Source organism: Parendozoicomonas sp. Alg238-R29, assembly GCF_947331445.1.
In the GTDB taxonomy this organism is placed as follows: Bacteria; Pseudomonadota; Gammaproteobacteria; order Pseudomonadales; family Endozoicomonadaceae; genus Sansalvadorimonas.
This window is the reverse complement of record NZ_CAMZOG010000095.1, coordinates 1-16,800: the sequence shown is the minus strand read 5'-3', so window position 1 is coordinate 16,800 and position 16,800 is coordinate 1. Positions and strand designations below refer to the sequence as shown.

Here is a 16,800-nt window from a genome sequence, read left to right as displayed (position 1 = left end):
TAAGGAGCAGATTGCAAAGCTATATCTCTAAAAAGAGATTAGATAACTTCGATTTCTTCAGCCTGAGGACCTTTCTGACCCTGAGTTACGGTGAAGCGAACCTGCTGGCCTTCTGCCAGAGATTTGAAGCCATCACCCTTGATCTGACGGAAATGAGCAAACACGTCAGGACCATTGTCCTGAGCGATGAAGCCAAAACCTTTCTCGTCGTTGAACCACTTAACAGTACCGGTAGTAGTAGACATAACGTCACCCTTATCTTTCAAAAATAATATTGTGCCTTGCAGGCAAGACGGTTGAGCTAGAAGCTTTCCTCTTTATCACTAAAGAGGAACTGTTATTTATGAAGAACTGGACGAGCTACTACACCCGAAACACAAAATCTTTGCATAAACATCAAACACACTTTTAACGTGCCGCCATTATATAGGATCGATCCTTTCAGATCATGGGTATATTAACTGAATTTTCATGAAAGTCCCGTTACATACCGTTAAATTTGTTCGGAAAATGCAATTTCTTTGTCTCAGGGCGCTGATTCTCATGAGTTATGGGTATCAACTGTTCTGTATTTAGAAACCACGGAAACTTTTCGTTACAGCCTTTCCCGCATATCTCTTGTAATTATCTCTCTGTCTTCCCATAAAAAAAAGGCAACACCCATAGGTATTGCCTTTTACTCTCACCCGAAGGCGAAGCCGTCATTTAAAGCCGGAGGCTTTAGATAACTTCGATATCTTCAGCCTGAGGACCTTTCTGGCCCTGAGTTACAGTGAAGCGAACCTGCTGGCCTTCTGCCAGAGATTTGAAACCATCACCTTTGATCTGACGGAAATGAGCAAACACGTCAGGACCATTGTCCTGAGCGATGAAGCCAAAACCTTTCTCGTCGTTGAACCACTTAACAGTACCGGTAGTAGTAGACATAATGTCACCCTTATCTTTCAAAAATAATATTGTGCCTTGCAGGCAAGACGGTTGAGCTAGAAGCTTTCCTCTCTATCACTAAAGAGGAACTGTTATTTATGAAGAACTGGACGAGCTACTACACCCGAAACACAAAATCTTTGCATAAACATCAAACATACTCTTAACGTGCCGTCGCTTTCAATCACTGACCTTGGCTGGTCAGCTCGGTATTTTACCTGCATGTTTGAAAAATTGCTCTTCAGGAAGGGTGAAAAATCTACAAAGAATTGAGCAGCATCAAACAATAGCCATGAAGAACCTTCAAAGATTTTTGGTCTCAGCATAAAAAAAGGCAACACCCGTGGGTATTGCCTTTTGGATCTCACCTGAAAGTGAGACAGTCATTTAAAGCCAAAGGCTTTAGATAACTTCGATATCTTCAGCCTGAGGACCTTTCTGACCCTGAGTCACAGTGAAGCGAACCTGCTGGCCTTCTGCCAGAGATTTGAAGCCATCACCTTTGATCTGACGGAAATGAGCAAACACGTCAGGACCACTCTCCTGAGCGATGAAGCCAAAACCTTTCTCGTCGTTGAACCACTTAACGGTACCGGTAGTAGTAGACATAATGTCACCCTTATCTTTCAAAAATAATGTTGTGCCTTGCAGGCAAGGCGGTTGAGCTAGAAGCTTTCTTTTCACACATCCTTATAGAGGATGTGTAAACAGACGCTGTTATTTATGAAGAACTGGACGAGCTACTACACCCGAAACATAAAATCTTTGCATAAACATCAAACGCACTTTTAACGTGGCGCCACTATATAGTATCGACCGCCATGGGTCACCAATATTCTACGCCTATATTCTGAAAATCACCCTACACGGCTCTACAAAACCTTGCGAGTAATGATTTTCTACCAAAAATTAACAATCGTGAAGTGTCTATTCAGGGGAGTAATGATAAAAACAGTGGCAAGATCGGGTTAGTGAAAGGAAATTGATATAAGGCGTTGCTAATAGGAACCTGAACAGGCGATCGGAAGTCACAATATATAACGTATATATAAAAAGACCCCGAAACCGTATAGTTTCGAGGTCTTCAAAGTATGGCGGTGGGACAGGGATTCGAACCCTGGGTAGGCTATTAACCTACGCCGGTTTTCAAGACCGGTACTTTCAACCACTCAGTCATCCCACCTACTATCCCGGTGAAAGCGTTTGCCGCTGCGCCGAGGACGAGATGCATATTACTGAAATTTTCTTATGAGTCAACGGTCTGTGCTTGATTTGCAGTTTTAGGGCAGTATGCTTAGACATATCTGCCACTTTTCGGAAAACACCTACAGGGAGACCATTATGGCCCAATCACCTTCCCCCTTCGTGCGTGAACAATCTGCGGACGCTGGGCTGAGCATCAGCACCCACAGAGTCCTTCGTAACACTTATGCCCTGCTCGGCATGACCCTTCTATTCAGTGCAGCCATGGCTGCCGTTACTATGGCTTTGGATATTAGCCGTATGGCAGCCCTTGGCATGAGTATTGGCGGCCTGGTTATGCTGTTCGTAGTCAATCGTCTGGCAGACAGCTCTAAAGGACTAATTGCTGTTTTTGTTTTCACTGGCCTGCTGGGTGGCGCCCTTGGCCCCATGCTGAACAGCTATATGCAACTGGCTAATGGCCCTTCTCTTATCATGCAGGCTCTGGGAGGCACCGCGATTGTGTTCTTCTCCCTCTCTGCTTATGTACTGACAACCAAGAAAGACTTCTCTTTTATGGGCGGATTTTTGATGGTCGGTATGATTGTCGCGTTGATTGCCAGCGTTGCCCTGATCTTCTTCCACGCCCCTGCTGCCCAAATGGCTTTATCTGCGGGTATTGTGCTGCTGATGTCCGGCTTTATCTTGTTTGATACCAGCCGCATCATTCACGGTGGTGAAACTAACTACATCCGGGCTACAGTATCTCTGTATCTTGATATCTATAATCTATTCATTCACCTTCTGGCTCTGCTCGGCATGAGCAGTGATGACTGATAGTTGTTCCAGGTTACATGAACCCCGCTACTGCGGGGTTTTTTATATGACACCCATATAAGATGAAGCAAACGCATCTCTACTTCATAGCCTTGTGATAGAATCACTCGCCTCACAAAACACTTCATACCTATGAACTACACACTGGTGATTCATGGTGCGCCGACTACCAGTCAGGCTTGCCAGACAGCCTTAAGTTTCGCCCGAGCGGCTATAAAGCGGGGGCACACTATTTCCAGAGCTTTTTTCCTGCGAGATGCTGTTCACGCAGGTTCAAGCCTGACAGTAGCCCCACAAGGTGAAACAGATTTGCACAAAGAATGGAAAGTGCTGGGGCAACAACACAATATTGATATGGTGATCTGTATTTCCGCGGCATTGAAGAGGGGTCTGCTGAACGAGTCTGAAGCTCAGCGCTACAACAAAGAAAGCCACAATATAGAAGCGCCTTTCAATATCTCGGGGTTGGGGCAGCTTATCGATGGTACGGTTTCCGCTGATCGCACGATAACATTTGGCGCTTGATGGTGATGGAGGCAATACAGTGAAAAAAGTCTGCATTATCAGCACTCATGCGCCCTATGGCAGCCCATCGGTAAAAGATGGCATCGATACCCTGCTTGTAGCAGCTTCTTATGGTATGGATGCTTCGCTGCTGGCTATGGGAGAGGGCGTACTCCAGTTATTGAAGCACCAGACTCCCGATACATTACCCCAGAAGAATACCGGAGCCATGCTTCAGGCTCTGGAAATCTATGGCATAGAGTCGGTGTATGTCTGCCATGAAGATTTGGAAGAGAGAGGGCTGACAGAAGATGATCTGTTACTCTCCCCTCAACTCATCCAACGTAATCAAATTCCACAACTGCTCAAGGAGCAGGATCGTATTCTGAATTTCTGATGACATTACTTCATACAGTCAACAAAAGTTTCAGCCATCCGGCAGGTTCACTTGCAGAGGTTGCACTGGGCCAAGGAGACGCACTGCTTTTTATAGAAGATGGTGTAAACAGCCTGATTGATGGAAGCCTTAGCGCCAAGCACCTTGCCACCTTTGCACAACAGTACTCTATCTATTGCCTGAAAGCTGATGTCGATGCACGGGGCATCAGCAGTCGCCTGCCTTCTTGGGTGACACCTGTATCATTCGATGAATTTGTTGCTCTAACCGAGCAACATGAGAAAACACTGAGCTGGTTTTAATAACGACAGATGAACACCCTGCAAGTTAACGACACTGAACTACTTTTAGACAACGATGGTTATCTGGTGAACCTGAGTGACTGGAACACGGAGGTAGCCACCGCACTGGCTCGCACTGAAAACATTGAACTCAGCGGTGCCCATTGGGAAATTATCCACCTGATTCGCCAGTTTTACCATACCTATGATATGGCACCCAGCCAGCGCCCTCTGGTGAGGTATGTAAAAGAGAATCTTGGGCAGGAAAAAGGCAGCAGTATGTACCTGATGAAATTATTCCCCGGAAGTCCGGCGAAAATAATTTCCAGAATTGCGGGCCTGCCCAGGCCAACCAACTGCTTTTAAAGCCAAACCAAGCTTCAAGCACTGCATATAGGGGTAATAGCCGCCCTTAACCACTATATAGAAGTTTGCAAGCGTTTCATCTACCTATTGCCGGACTCACTGTAGCCCCCTATAGTGCGCGCCTTCGCGAACAGACATTCCCCGGCAGGAACAAAAATTATTTCATGAGCCCAGTTACCTTTATATATGGCCCGATGAAATCCGGTAAGACTGCGCGTCTGATCGGTGATTTCTATGCACTGTCAGAAGACCACCCGGTAGTGGTGGTTCGATCAGCTATTGATACCCGGTCACCCGATGACAAAGTAAAAAGTCGTAACGGTCAGGAGCTCCCCTGTTTTGTCTTTGACTCTGCAGATGGCATGGCTGTTTATGTCAACGAAAAAAAGCCTGAATATGTTCTGGTTGATGAAGCTCATTTCTTGTCAGAAGAAACGATTATGCGACTGGTACGCCTCTCACTTACCGGTGTTAGTGTACGTTTTTACGGACTGATGACTGACTATCGGGGCGCTATCTTTTCAGCATCCCAAATCATCACTCGCTATGCACAACAACTTGATCAGATTTTCGCCCGCTGTACCTGCGGAAATCCGGCACAGTTCACCCGATTTACGGGTGAAAGTAATGGTCGAACTATAATTGTTGGCCACGATGAACATTATTTCCCTGTCTGCACTGAGTGCTTTTTGGAGGCTCAACAATGATCAAAAATCAAACTAACCACTTTGTAGCGGTTGAAGCGAATATTGCAGCAGGGAAGTCCACGCTGTTACCACAGCTGGCCGAAGAACTTGGCTGGGAATCCCTGAAAGAGCCAGTAGACGACCCTCGCTTCACTGAGCTCCTGGAAGATTTTACCAAACACCCTCACGATGCAAACCGCCGTATTTGCTTTCAAAAATACATTACCGAGCGTCGTGCGAATCTGGTCAAAAACCTGGATACCAGCAAGAACTACCTGATTGAACGTTCTCTGTACTCCGACCTGATCTTCTCTCAGGCTAACTTCCTGTCCATGGAACAGCCCAGTGCTATGTATATGGACTATTATTACGATATCAAGCGTCGCCTGCACGACTACCCTCGTATTAGTGCAGTCGTGTATCTTCGTACAACCCCAGAAGTTGCCTATGGTCGTTTAATTTCACGGGGGCGTAATGCAGAAGATGGTACACCTCTGGCCTACATCAAGGATTTGCATAACTTCCACGAAGCCTGCTTGCCGCAGATCTGCCGTGAAATGAACACTCCCCTGCTGAATCTGGAGTGGGACAACTTCGGTTGCAAAACTGAAGTTGCCCAGATGGTTCTAAATATTATTGCAGAACAGGAAGAGCGAAACGCTGCTTAACCCTGTTCAGGATTTGGTTCCGGTTGAGGCTGGAACCAGTTCAGTTTTTCCCTTAAAGAAACCACGCTACCAACAATAATCAGAGTTGGTGGTTTAATCTCCTCATTCTTGATGACGTCTACAATTGTTTCCAGCGTTCCGCTCCACACTTTCTGATTCTGCGTTGTGCCCTGCTGCACCAATGCCACTGGAGTATTCGATAAGCGACCATGATCAATCAGCCTCTGGCAAATAACCGGCAGACCGAGCAGCCCCATATAGAACACTAGGGTTTGATTGCCGCTGGCCATATCCTGCCAATGCAAATCAATAGAGCCATCTTTCAAGTGTCCGGTAACAAAACGCACAGACTGAGCATGGTCACGGTGGGTCAAAGGAATACCTGCATAACTGGAGCAACCAGACGCTGCGGTAATGCCCGGTACAACCTGAAAAGGAATCTGCTCGGCGGTAAGAGTTTCAATCTCCTCCCCTCCCCGGCCAAAGATAAACGGGTCACCGCCTTTTAAGCGAAGTACACGGCGTCCTTCTTTTGCCAATTTAGCCAGGAGTTGGTTAATATCATCCTGAGGTAACGCGTGGCGGTTGCGGCGTTTACCCACATAAATCATGTCCGCATCACGGCGACACAGGGCAATGACATCAGGAGAAACCAGTCGGTCATATAATACGACATCCGCCTGCTGCATCAGGCGTAGCGCCTTAAATGTCAGCAAATCTGGATCCCCTGGGCCACCGCCAACCAGATACACCTCACCCAGAGTTTGTTCTTTGTGGTTATCCAGTTCATCAGCCATTATCTGTTCGGCTTTGGCGATATTCCCACCAAGCGCGGCTTCGGCAGCAGGTCCACCGAGAACTTTTTCCCAGAAGTAGCGGCGATCATTAATATTTTTGAACTGTGCTTTAACCTTGTCCCGGAACTTTCCAGACAATTCTGCAAGACGCCCATACCCATGGGGTACCATGCCCTCCAAACGGGTACGCAACAAGCGAGCAAGAACAGGTGCTTTACCGGCACTGGAAAGAGCGACAACAACAGGAGAGCGGTCAATAATTGCGGGCATGATGGCATTGCCTTGGTCGGCGCCATCAACAACATTCACAAACAGGTTTCGGGTCTTGGCATCGCTGGAAACCTCCCCGTTCACATCCGCCAGATCGGTTGCCGCAATAACAAGCTTAACGTCGTTCATGTCGGCGGAGGTATAAGCCCGATGAATTAATTGATGAGACCCATCCCGCAAGAAATCAATAAGATCATCACAAATGTCTGGCGCTACAACCCGAACACTTGCGCCAGCGGAAACCAGCAGCCTGACTTTACGCAAGGCAATATCATGCCCTCCAACAACCAGTACATTTTGCCCTTTTAAATCAAGAAACAGAGGCAGGTAATCCATTTTTTTACTACCGGAGAACAAGGTTGCGCTTACTCTACCCGTGCGTTCATCACTTGACCAGAATGTCAGGCCTTTTCTCTTTTTTTGAACCACCAAGCACCCTCCCTTCTCCAGAGAAAGCTTTCACTCTGGCTGTTGTTTTTTTACCCGGCATTATGCCTTTTTCAACAGCAGCAGATTGCTTATCGGATTCATTTCTACTCGCTTCCAACTCAGCTTTGCTGACAGGTTCACTCCTGTGACCATCCAAACGCTCGCCACGATGGAGATTAACTGCCTGATCAGTAAATAAGAAAGAATCCCATCTCAAATGAGCCGGCCACATATCGGGATAGTCCACTTCCAGCCCCGGCCTGGTAAATACGGTATAATCAGCGCCGGGAGGGGAAAGCTCTTTTACTCGGAATGAATAATCACTGTTATCATGAGTAAGCCTGATAATTTCACCCTGATGAAGAGTGGGATAACGCGCATCAATAGCATCTTCCATCACGCCTTTAAATTGATGATAATCTATATAACTTCCCTTCAGTATTTCCAGGGAGATTTTTTTAACATTTTGCAGCTTCACAGGTAAGAGTGGAATTCTATCCCCTTCTTTTACCTGCAGTCGGTTCATCACATGATCAGACATATAGACCGCATCATCACCATGATCCGTATCTTTCCAGCTTCTTTGTGAATTAGCAACCCAAGCAGTTCTGCCTTCTTTTCCTGTTAATTCAAAGATCCAGGGCATGTCGACTGTCTTACTCAAATCCTCGTAAAGTTTACTGGAAAAATCGATACGGTTTTGGTTAGAAAGGCTAGTATCTCGCACGACCTTAAGATTAAGGCGTGGTTCTCCCTTTATCTCCCTTGATACAGCAGCTGCCATGCCCGCTCCCAAAAACTTCCCGGATTTCAGGGTAGACAGGCGCCCCTGAATATTCTCCCACCATACTCTGCGCTCAATACCGAGATCCGGTCTGTTATTTATCAGCAACCAGGACAGGTTGACTATCAGTTGGCCAAACGCAGTCCAGCTGCGGGAAATCCGGTACAGCCCTTCAGGGTTATCATCTTGATAACCTGGGCGAAACAGCTTCAACCTTTCGATAACTCCGCCTTTGCTGACACCTTCCAGAACAACCGGTTCCTCATCATTATTAACCGTCGCAGACCAAAAACCACCTTCGGTACGATCAACAACAAGCTCTGCAACCGCTATATCTCGGGATAAAGACGTACTCCTTCCGGTTTTTAATACCTTGAGAACAACTTCGAGAACTTCGGGCTGTAAGACACTCACCGTAATCCCAGAAGACGCTTCCCGAGTCAGTTCAAACCATCGGGATTCGGGACCCGCACTAAAACGAGTGCTCAGGTTTAGCCAGCGCCAATCTTGACTGTTTTCTCGCCATCCTACCCGCAACCCTGCTCCTCTCTTGTCCTGATAAGGAATAAGCTCAAGACGACCCACAGAACGACTGTACATTTCTTTATGAATAGAGAGCAGATTACGGCTGACAGTATCTGTCGCAGAAGAGAGTGGTACAGGTTCAATAAGAGGATTGCGAACCAGCGAAACAACGGTATCACCACGACCATGGCTGACCATCAGCACCAGCCGGGGAGTGACTCCAGGGAGCACAATTTCAGCAACACGGGTTCTGGCCTGCCCTGAAACCCATTCCTGCTGCTCAATAATGGTTGACGTATACCAAACACCCAGACTGAAGCCTGTAGCCTTACCAATTAAATCCAGGGATTCTGGAGCAAACAAAGTCGCTAATCGCCCCGGAAGAGCTTTGTAGGTTCCCGCTGGAATTCCACTCAGATATGTTATCCCCCCCAAAAGCGCCACATTGAGGATGAAAGGGTAAGGCGAAAATCCTTGAAAAAATAAAGAGCTTTCTCCCAGCCTCAACCAGGTACCTTCCGGAGTATTGTCATAAATTGGAGTGTCGCCCCACCCGGGGTGACTGGAAGAAATAAGAAAAAAAGCCAGGACGACAAGCAGATATCCTCTTTTTCTCACCAACAGGCCCCTTTCCAACCCCATAAAACAAGGCATTAATATTCTGAGTCAATATAAGGGAGAAGAGTCTAGGCCATAAAGTGTAAAACATGACTATTCCTTGGCATTTCCACTTGAATACCGCTGAGCAAACCAAGCAAATACGGCTTTTTTTCAACAATACACCTAAAAGAGCACATATAGAGTGCTACCGACTAGAATTTAATCGAGGTAGGTCATTGAGATGAAATCTTCGGGGAGCAAGGATGGACAAGCAGAACCTAGCATCAGTAGGTATCGATAAAGCCCAGCTCATAGGGCAGCTTGAAGAGCTCTCAAAGCAAAACAAAGGTGACAATGAAGTTAGGATAAAAGTCACCAAGAATGGTCAGATAGAAGTTCGCGCAAACCACGCGCAGGGAAAACTTGGCCGATTTAAAATAGTTACGGGTGATACCCAAAAGAAAACATTGAAACAACAGCTCATGCTTACTGCCTGGGTTGTGAAACACAATCCCGCTGGCAACACAGCAATCAAAGACAGAAAGGTAATAACAGTTAACGAAGCTCTTCGTGCGCTCTCCATACCATCACCATCATCACCATCACCATCACCATCACCATCACCATCACCATCACTGCAGCAACTTTACAATATTGTCGTCGGCGGTGGCCAAGACGCTCCCAGTGTTGTGGCCTCCCAACTTGCCAATACAAACGATTTGGAGTTCGTGTCGAATTTACAACAAAGTCTTGCAGTGCAGGCTAGAAATAGTGAATTACCAGGTCAAGGGCTGGCCGCGTACAAACAGGTTCAGTTACGGGCTGCTGAGCTGACAGGTGTCAAAATGGCTAAAAAGGCTTTACAAAGCGATGATCTACACGCTATAAAACAACTCCAATCAGAGATAAATTCGACAAAATTCTCAAGAAGACCAGATGTTAATAAAGCTTTAACAAAAGCTGCACTCAAAGGCGCAAGCCAGTATCTGGACAATCATCTGCCCAGCGCTCCGCCACAAGCGCCAATTCCTAATATCCATAGAACTGAAAGCAACCAAACATCGCCGTTACCTGATCGCAACCTACACAAGACGCAACCTGATGGCGCACCACCACCAGTACCAAACCGAAGAAGTCGTCCTGCGCAGAACCGAACTAGCCCCCCCCAGGTTAATCCCCGCTCTCAGCCTAGCGGCCCTCCAGTTCCTCCCCGCTCTCAGCCTAGCGGCCCTCCAGTTCCTCCCCGCTCTCAGCCTAGCGGCCCCCAGGTTACTCCCCGCTCTCAGCCTAGCGGCCCTCCAGTTCCTCTCCGCTCTGCAGTTTCTCTGCAGCAAAATCAGGAAGCCAGCAGAACCCAAACTTCTGAGGCTCCTCCGGAACCTACTGCTTTAAGCCCGGAAGCTGCAAGCACACTATCCACCTATTATCTGAAGCTGTCTGGAGAAAACGTTCAAAGCCCCGATCAATTTCAAAGGCAGTTTACTGCAAAGTTAAACAAGCAGATCAGTATTGGTAAAGTCAGCCCTGCCGTTCTGGAAGTTCAGGCAAAAGCCATAAGTGAAGGAAGGTTCCCACCTAAAAGCAGCGTTCGCCATCTTATTGATCAAGCGAAAAGAATCGCAAACCCGGAAAAAATGAGTAAATTTGATAAACTCAACACTCGATCTGATCAAATGCTAGCCACAAAAAACATGTTAACTCCTGACGGTTATAGATTTAGGGATGTAAAGTGTCCAGAAGGGACATGTGTGAAACTCCTAGTACCCAATGCCCATGGACAACTGGAAGAACAACCGGGAAAGATTCACGCCAACCATATGCCTGTTCCAGGGAAAACCACCGCTATAGCCACCCAATACCCTAAGGGAAATGCTACTGATCAGGGAACCTTCTGGAAGATGACATTTCAGCAAAAAACCAACCTTGTAGTTGATTTAACTCAAAAAGCAGACAACCTTTCTCCTTATTACCCTACTCAGCTTGGGGTAACAGCCAATTACAATGGCATGCAAGTGACCTTGAAAGCTGTTGACGGGAATTATTTCTCTTACAAAGTGGTAGACACCAGCACGGGACAGACCCACCAACTTAACAGATTCAATGTGAATTACTGGGAAGATAAAGAGCCATTACCATTAGATCAGCTATCCAATCTTGCTGCTTTTGTTGCAGGTGACGAATTTGAAAATATCCTTGTGCACTGCCGGGCTGGAATAGGAAGAACAGGTACAGTGTTTGCTGCAGCCAAACTTCTAAGCATGATGAGAAATGGTCAGATCCCCCCCCAAGCCATTGATGAAGTAGTTGAACAGGTCACCATGGAAATGCGAGAAGCCAGAGGGGGACGAGCAGTGCAAACCGCTGACCAGCTTCAATCCCTCAAAGATCTTGTTCGAATGTGGGTTGAGGATGGAACACCATAACCAAGCTCTTTTGCATATTAAGCCCCATCACTTGGGGCTTAATATGAAAAAGTAATACTAGAGCCCTGCATTCAAGTCAGGGGGAAAGCTTAAACCTTCCCTCCACAAACAACGTTTTGAATGTTTATGCACCGTACTTGGCTTTCGCCTCACGACGACGGGCATGCAGCACAGGTTCAGTGTAACCATTAGGCTGGTCCGTACCCTTGAGTACCAGATCACAGGCGGCCTGGAAGGCAACACTCTCGTCAAAGTTTGGCGCCATATTGCGATACAGTGGGTCACTGGCATTCTGGCGATCAACAACGCCGGCCATACGCTGCAGAGTTTCTACAACCTGCTCTTCACTGCAAATACCATGACGCAGCCAGTTGGCAATGTGCTGGCTGGAGATACGCAGCGTAGCACGATCTTCCATTAGTCCAACATCATTGATATCAGGCACTTTTGAGCAGCCAACACCCTGATCAATCCAACGTACAACATAACCGAGAATACCCTGGGCGTTGTTATCCAGCTCATTCTGAATATCTGCAGCACTCAGTGTGGAAGCATCTTCCAGAAGTGGCAGCGTCAGAATATCATCCAGGCTGGCGCGCTCGCGGGAAGCAAGTTCATCCTGACGAGCTGATACATTGATCTTATGGTAATGCAGAGCATGCAGGGTCGCAGCAGTAGGAGAAGGAACCCAGGCCGTGTTAGCACCAGCCATGGGGTGACCAACTTTGGCTTCCATCATATCAGCCATATTGTCAGGCACCGGCCACATACCTTTACCGATCTGGGCTTTGCCTTTCAGACCAGCGGCCAGACCTGTATCAACGTTCCAATCTTCGTAAGCCTTAATCCAGTCAGCTTGCTTCATTGGGCCTTTGCGTACAACAGCGCCAGCCTCCATAGAGGTATGGATTTCATCACCAGTACGATCCAGGAAACCAGTATTAATAAATACCACACGTTCCTGAGCAGCAGAGATACAAGCTTTGAGATTTACTGTGGTGCGACGCTCTTCATCCATAATACCCATCTTCAGAGTATTACGAGTCAGGCCTAAAGCATCTTCTACCCGGTTAAACAATGTGTTGGCGAAAGCCACTTCTTCTGGCCCATGCATCTTCGGCTTAACGATATAAACACTGCCCTGACGAGAGTTGCTGTTAACGCCTTTGCGGTTCAGATCATGAATAGCGATCAATGAAGTGATCATACCATCCATAATGCCTTCTGGTACTTCGCGACCTTCACCATCCAGAATGGCTTCATTGGTCATCAGGTGGCCAACATTGCGAACGAACAACAAGCTGCGACCAGGCAGAGTCAGCTCGGAACCATCAGCAGATGTGTAGGTACGGTCTGGATTCAGGGTGCGAACAAAACTCTTATCGCCCTTCTTTACTGTCTCCTGCAGATCACCTTTCATCAGGCCAAGCCAATTGCGGTAAACAACAGCTTTATCTTCCGCATCAACAGCAGCGATAGAATCTTCGCAGTCCATGATCGCGGTGAGAGCTGATTCAGTCAGCAGATCCTTAATACCAGCAGGGTCATCCTTACCAACCGGCGTGTTAGGATCAATTTGAATTTCAATGTGCAACCCATTGTTTTTTAACAAGATAGCTTCTGGGTTTTCTGCATCACCATGGTAACCGGCAAAATTCTCTGGTTGGATCAAACCAACTTCTTTACCGTCTGCCAGTCTTACCGCCAGCTGATTTTCTTTGACTGTGTAAGCAACAGCATCTGCATGATCTCCACCCGCTAAAGGTGCAGCATCATTCAATACACCACGAGCATAAGCGACAACCTTAGCGCCACGCTTTGGATTGTATCCCTTTCCTTTTTCAGCGCCGTCGCTTTCATCAATAACATCAGTACCATACAGTGCGTCGTAAAGGCTGCCCCAGCGTGCGTTGGCAGCATTCAGAGCGTAACGGGCATTCATAACCGGTACTACCAGCTGCGGGCCTGCAATGGTAGCCACCTCTGCATCTACGTTTTGAGTAGAAATGGTGAAATCTTCTGCTTCTGGCAGCAGGTAACCGATGTCCTGCAGGAAGCCCTTATAAGCCACTGGGTCGTAGGGTTGGTTGTTCTGATGCCAATTATCAATCTTGGCCTGCAGGTCATCACGCTTTGCCAACAATTGGCGGTTAGCCGGGGCCAGATCGTTCACGATTGTTTCAAAAGCTGCCCAAAAAGCCTTCGGCTCTACACCGGTTCCGGGTGCGATCTCTTTTTCTACCAGATCATAAAGAACACTGGCTATTTGCAGTGATCCGAACTGTGTGCGCTCTGTCATGGTCTTACCCCGTTTATGATACCCGAACCGCTGTTACCGACCGATCAAACGACCGCTGTCGCTGTTCTTTGTTATTCCTTGTTATTACCCGATCCCTGGGAGCATAAGTATACGGCGCAAAAAATGCCTGAAAAAAAACATAAAGCCAAGAGCAAATAAGGCACCCTCCTGTAAAATTAAACGGTGAAATGCCTAAAAAAGCCCCCAAACAGCAGTACTAGAAGGTTTTATTATGGTTTTACGACCATTATTCACGAAATAAATACCTGAAATAAAAAAGGGGGATTGTAATCGATTGCGGCGATTACTTAGAATGCACCCAACGAACCGAAATGATTCGGACGTTCGCACCTGAAAGTTGTGCATTACAGCAGCGTAGATGACCGTTCAGACACTGCCGAATAATACGAATTCCAAGCGTGCAGCGGTCGCTACCAACAAACCAAAGGACCGATCATGTCAAATTACCTGCAAGACATTGACGCCGTTGCTTCCTTGAAAGCAACTCAAGGGTCTCCCTGGGACGCCATCAACCCAGAATCCGTTGCTCGCATGCGTGCCCAGAACAAGTTTAAGACTGGTCTGGATATCGCCAAGTACACTGCTGGCATCATGCGTCGTGACATGGCTGAGTTCGATAAGGACAAGACCAAGTACACCCAATCATTGGGCTGCTGGCACGGTTTTGTTGGTCAGCAGAAGCTGATCTCCATCAAAAAGCACTTTGGCACTACCGAACGTAAGTACCTGTACCTGTCCGGCTGGATGGTTGCTGCTCTGCGTTCCGACTTCGGCCCTCTGCCTGATCAGTCCATGCATGAGAAAACAGCTGTTGCCAGCCTGGTTGAAGAACTGTACACCTTCCTGCGTCAGGCTGATGCCCGTGAACTGGGTGGCCTGTTCCGTGCTCTGGATGCTGCCCGTGAAGCGGGTGATACTGCTAAAGAAAAAGACATTCAGTCGCAGATTGATAACCACGAAACCCACGTTGTGCCCATCGTTGCTGACATCGATGCCGGTTTCGGTAACGCGGAAGCCACTTACCTGATGGCCAAGCAGATGATCGAAGCCGGTGCTTGCGCACTGCAGATCGAAAACCAGGTTGCTGATGAAAAGCAGTGTGGTCACCAGGATGGTAAAGTGACCGTTCCTCACGCTGACTTCCACAACAAGCTGCGCGCTCTGCGTTATGCTTTCCTGGAGCTGGGTGTTGACGACGGTGTTATCGTTGCCCGTACTGACTCCGAAGGCGCTGGCCTGACCAAGGAAATCGCTGTTGTTAAAGAGCCTGACGATGCTGGCGACGTTTACAACTCCTACCTGGACGTTGAAGAAGTTGCCCCAGAAGACACTGCTGAAGGTGATGTCCTGATCAGCCGTGACGGCAAACTGGTTCGTCCCAAGCGTCTGCCTTCTGGTCTGTACCAGTTCCGTCAGGGCACTGGCCACGAGCGTTGTGTATTTGACTGCATCGGCGCTCTGAATGCCGGCGCCGACCTGCTGTGGATCGAAACTGCTGTTCCCACTGTCCACGAAATCAAGGGCATGATGGACGACGTTCGCAAGGTTCACCCTGATGCGAAGCTGGTTTACAACAACAGTCCATCTTTCAACTGGACCCTGAACTTCCGTCAGCAGACTTTCGATGCCTGGGAAGCTGAAGGCAAAGACGTATCTGCCTACGATCGTAACAACCTGATGTCTGCCGAATACGATGATTCCGAGCTATCTGCTGCTGCCGATGCCCGTGTTAAGACCTTCCAGGCAGACACTGCCCGCGAAGCAAACGTATTCCACCACCTGATCACTCTGCCGACTTATCACACAACTGCACTGTCTGTTGATAACCTGGCCAAAGAGTACTTCGGTGAGCAAGGCATGCTGGGTTATGTTGAAGGCGTTCAGCGCAAGGAAATCCGTCAGGGTATTGCCTGCGTTAAGCACCAGAACATGGCTGGCTCTGACATGGGTGACGACCACAAAGAATACTTTGCTGGTGAGAATGCTCTGAAAGCTGGCGGTGCGAAGAACACTTCCAACCAGTTCGGCTAATAAGCATCTGCTGACGCTTGTGTTCTGACGAAGAGTTTCTGCTGATAGCAGAGTTCGGAAAAGGCGGCCTCTGGTCGCCTTTTTTATTTTTATTGATCGAAATGCAGGCTTTTTAGGAAAGTGCCTTATCCCTTTTAGGCTGTTTTGGTAAAATACCACTTTAGAAAAACGCCCAGCTAGTACAGAGCGAGATAATAATGAGCACTGCCCCAGCCCACCTTCAAGATGCCAAAGACCTATTAACTGCCGAGGGTTTTGCGACTGGCGAAATCTGGTATCACGGCACATCTTCTGCGCTGCAGTCCTCTATTCTGGAGCATGGCCTCAAACGCTCCGGTGATGCTGCCATGAAACAGGCTGCCAAAAAGACCATGGCCACTATCGGCAATAATTACGTCGAATCCATCGAGCCAGTCTTTCTTACCCAGAGTAAGGAAATTGCCTACTACTGGGCTGAACAGACGGTTCGTGAACGCAGTGTGCGTATCGAAGGCCAGGAGCAACCCGTCGTGCTGGCTATTACTTTGCCCCGAGAAGACGCTGGCAAGGTAAAACCGGATGTGGGTGCCGCCAGCTTACTGATGGTAAAAGAAGGTGAAGCCTATCTGGCCTATATCGCCGGACTGTACGAAAATGCAGGTCTGCAAGCCCCTGCGATAAATCTGATGAAAGCCGAGCGCATGGAATACCTTAATAAGCTGGGTATGGGGTACTACGATCAGGATATTGCCCCCCAATACCTCAACAGGCTCTAGCAGCCTGTCGGACTTAAA

General features: G+C 47.9%; 16 protein-coding genes and 1 tRNA gene. 10 read left to right on the top strand and 7 right to left on the bottom strand.

The genetic code is table 11. From position 1 onward, the window contains the following. Nucleotides 1-38: 38 nt before the first annotated feature. The 4 genes from QMA35_RS18450 to QMA35_RS18435 form a co-directional block, all read right to left on the bottom strand. Nucleotides 39-245: a cold-shock protein gene (locus QMA35_RS18450; RefSeq protein ID WP_281648625.1), complete on the bottom strand. Its 207-nt coding sequence runs from the start codon at nucleotides 243-245 to the stop codon at nucleotides 39-41. Between the two features lie 475 nt (nucleotides 246-720). Beyond that, a complete protein-coding gene (locus QMA35_RS18445) occupies nucleotides 721-927 on the bottom strand; it encodes a cold-shock protein (RefSeq protein ID WP_281648624.1) in 207 nt (68 codons plus the stop codon). 402 nt (nucleotides 928-1,329) lie between these two features. Beyond that, entirely contained in the window at nucleotides 1,330-1,536 is a 207-nt protein-coding gene (locus QMA35_RS18440; protein ID WP_281648623.1) for a cold-shock protein, read from the bottom strand. Between the two features lie 483 nt (nucleotides 1,537-2,019). Next, nucleotides 2,020-2,110: transfer RNA gene (locus QMA35_RS18435), tRNA-Ser, on the bottom strand. Between the two features lie 158 nt (nucleotides 2,111-2,268). Between QMA35_RS18435 and QMA35_RS18430 the strand changes: the two genes are divergently transcribed. The 7 genes from QMA35_RS18430 (at nucleotide 2,269) to QMA35_RS18400 (ending at nucleotide 5,848) form a co-directional block, all read left to right on the top strand. Beyond that, complete coding sequence (locus QMA35_RS18430) at nucleotides 2,269-2,946, top strand: Bax inhibitor-1/YccA family protein (protein WP_281648622.1); 678 nt, start codon at nucleotides 2,269-2,271, stop codon at nucleotides 2,944-2,946. Nucleotides 2,947-3,078: 132 nt separating this feature from the next. Continuing rightward, nucleotides 3,079-3,471, top strand: coding sequence for a sulfurtransferase complex subunit TusD (gene tusD, locus QMA35_RS18425; RefSeq protein ID WP_281648621.1), 393 nt, complete (start codon nucleotides 3,079-3,081; stop codon nucleotides 3,469-3,471). 19 nt (nucleotides 3,472-3,490) lie between these two features. Continuing rightward, a complete protein-coding gene (gene tusC, locus QMA35_RS18420; RefSeq protein WP_281648620.1) occupies nucleotides 3,491-3,847 on the top strand; it encodes a sulfurtransferase complex subunit TusC in 357 nt (118 codons plus the stop codon). Then, nucleotides 3,847-4,149 carry a sulfurtransferase complex subunit TusB gene (gene tusB / locus QMA35_RS18415; protein WP_281648619.1) on the top strand — a complete coding sequence of 101 codons (303 nt, stop codon included), beginning with the start codon at nucleotides 3,847-3,849 and terminating at the stop codon, nucleotides 4,147-4,149. Before tusC ends, tusB begins: the two co-directional genes overlap by 1 nt. Before the next feature lie 9 nt (nucleotides 4,150-4,158). Next, nucleotides 4,159-4,494 carry a TusE/DsrC/DsvC family sulfur relay protein gene (locus QMA35_RS18410; protein WP_281648618.1) on the top strand — a complete coding sequence of 112 codons (336 nt, stop codon included), beginning with the start codon at nucleotides 4,159-4,161 and terminating at the stop codon, nucleotides 4,492-4,494. A gap of 164 nt (nucleotides 4,495-4,658) precedes the next feature. After that, on the top strand, nucleotides 4,659-5,201 hold the full coding sequence (locus tag QMA35_RS18405; RefSeq protein ID WP_281648617.1) for a hypothetical protein: 543 nt from the start codon (nucleotides 4,659-4,661) through the stop codon (nucleotides 5,199-5,201). Beyond that, a complete protein-coding gene (locus tag QMA35_RS18400; protein WP_281648616.1) occupies nucleotides 5,198-5,848 on the top strand; it encodes a deoxynucleoside kinase in 651 nt (216 codons plus the stop codon). Before QMA35_RS18405 ends, QMA35_RS18400 begins: the two co-directional genes overlap by 4 nt. On the opposite strand, the gene cysG is transcribed toward QMA35_RS18400, so the two are convergent. Next, nucleotides 5,845-7,251, bottom strand: coding sequence for a siroheme synthase CysG (cysG, locus tag QMA35_RS18395; RefSeq protein WP_281648626.1), 1,407 nt, complete (start codon nucleotides 7,249-7,251; stop codon nucleotides 5,845-5,847). The two genes, QMA35_RS18400 and cysG, sit on opposite strands and share 4 nt — an antisense overlap. Before the next feature lie 49 nt (nucleotides 7,252-7,300). Then, nucleotides 7,301-9,271 (bottom strand): hypothetical protein, encoded by a 1,971-nt coding sequence (locus tag QMA35_RS18390; RefSeq protein WP_281648615.1) that lies wholly within the window; start codon nucleotides 9,269-9,271, stop codon nucleotides 7,301-7,303. A 245-nt stretch (nucleotides 9,272-9,516) separates the two neighbouring features. On the opposite strand from QMA35_RS18390, the gene QMA35_RS18385 reads away from it, so the two are divergent. Continuing rightward, nucleotides 9,517-11,676 (top strand): protein-tyrosine phosphatase family protein, encoded by a 2,160-nt coding sequence (locus QMA35_RS18385; protein WP_281648614.1) that lies wholly within the window; start codon nucleotides 9,517-9,519, stop codon nucleotides 11,674-11,676. Between the two features lie 124 nt (nucleotides 11,677-11,800). On the opposite strand, the gene QMA35_RS18380 is transcribed toward QMA35_RS18385, so the two are convergent. Further along, nucleotides 11,801-13,975, bottom strand: a complete 2,175-nt coding sequence (locus tag QMA35_RS18380; protein WP_281648613.1) for a malate synthase G — start codon at nucleotides 13,973-13,975, stop codon at nucleotides 11,801-11,803. A 456-nt stretch (nucleotides 13,976-14,431) separates the two neighbouring features. On the opposite strand from QMA35_RS18380, the gene QMA35_RS18375 reads away from it, so the two are divergent. Then, a complete protein-coding gene (locus tag QMA35_RS18375) occupies nucleotides 14,432-16,027 on the top strand; it encodes an isocitrate lyase (RefSeq protein ID WP_281648612.1) in 1,596 nt (531 codons plus the stop codon). A 197-nt stretch (nucleotides 16,028-16,224) separates the two neighbouring features. Continuing rightward, complete coding sequence (locus tag QMA35_RS18370; protein WP_281648611.1) at nucleotides 16,225-16,782, top strand: hypothetical protein; 558 nt, start codon at nucleotides 16,225-16,227, stop codon at nucleotides 16,780-16,782. The last annotated feature ends 18 nt before the right edge of the window (nucleotides 16,783-16,800 follow it).

Excerpts from the sequence above, each read along its gene's own strand:
- QMA35_RS18450 (WP_281648625.1), bottom strand. The coding sequence starts at position 245 with ATGTCTACTACTACCGGTACTGTTAAGTGGTTCAACGACGAGAAAGGT.
- QMA35_RS18445 (WP_281648624.1), bottom strand. The coding sequence starts at position 927 with ATGTCTACTACTACCGGTACTGTTAAGTGGTTCAACGACGAGAAAGGT.
- QMA35_RS18440 (WP_281648623.1), bottom strand. The coding sequence starts at position 1,536 with ATGTCTACTACTACCGGTACCGTTAAGTGGTTCAACGACGAGAAAGGT.
- QMA35_RS18430 (WP_281648622.1), top strand. The coding sequence starts at position 2,269 with ATGGCCCAATCACCTTCCCCCTTCGTGCGTGAACAATCTGCGGACGCT.
- tusD (WP_281648621.1), top strand. The coding sequence starts at position 3,079 with ATGAACTACACACTGGTGATTCATGGTGCGCCGACTACCAGTCAGGCT.
- tusB (WP_281648619.1), top strand. The coding sequence starts at position 3,847 with ATGACATTACTTCATACAGTCAACAAAAGTTTCAGCCATCCGGCAGGT.
- QMA35_RS18410 (WP_281648618.1), top strand. The coding sequence starts at position 4,159 with ATGAACACCCTGCAAGTTAACGACACTGAACTACTTTTAGACAACGAT.
- QMA35_RS18405 (WP_281648617.1), top strand. The coding sequence starts at position 4,659 with ATGAGCCCAGTTACCTTTATATATGGCCCGATGAAATCCGGTAAGACT.
- QMA35_RS18400 (WP_281648616.1), top strand. The coding sequence starts at position 5,198 with ATGATCAAAAATCAAACTAACCACTTTGTAGCGGTTGAAGCGAATATT.
- cysG (WP_281648626.1), bottom strand. The coding sequence starts at position 7,251 with ATGGATTACCTGCCTCTGTTTCTTGATTTAAAAGGGCAAAATGTACTG.
- QMA35_RS18385 (WP_281648614.1), top strand. The coding sequence starts at position 9,517 with ATGGACAAGCAGAACCTAGCATCAGTAGGTATCGATAAAGCCCAGCTC.
- QMA35_RS18380 (WP_281648613.1), bottom strand. The coding sequence starts at position 13,975 with ATGACAGAGCGCACACAGTTCGGATCACTGCAAATAGCCAGTGTTCTT.
- QMA35_RS18375 (WP_281648612.1), top strand. The coding sequence starts at position 14,432 with ATGTCAAATTACCTGCAAGACATTGACGCCGTTGCTTCCTTGAAAGCA.
- QMA35_RS18370 (WP_281648611.1), top strand. The coding sequence starts at position 16,225 with ATGAGCACTGCCCCAGCCCACCTTCAAGATGCCAAAGACCTATTAACT.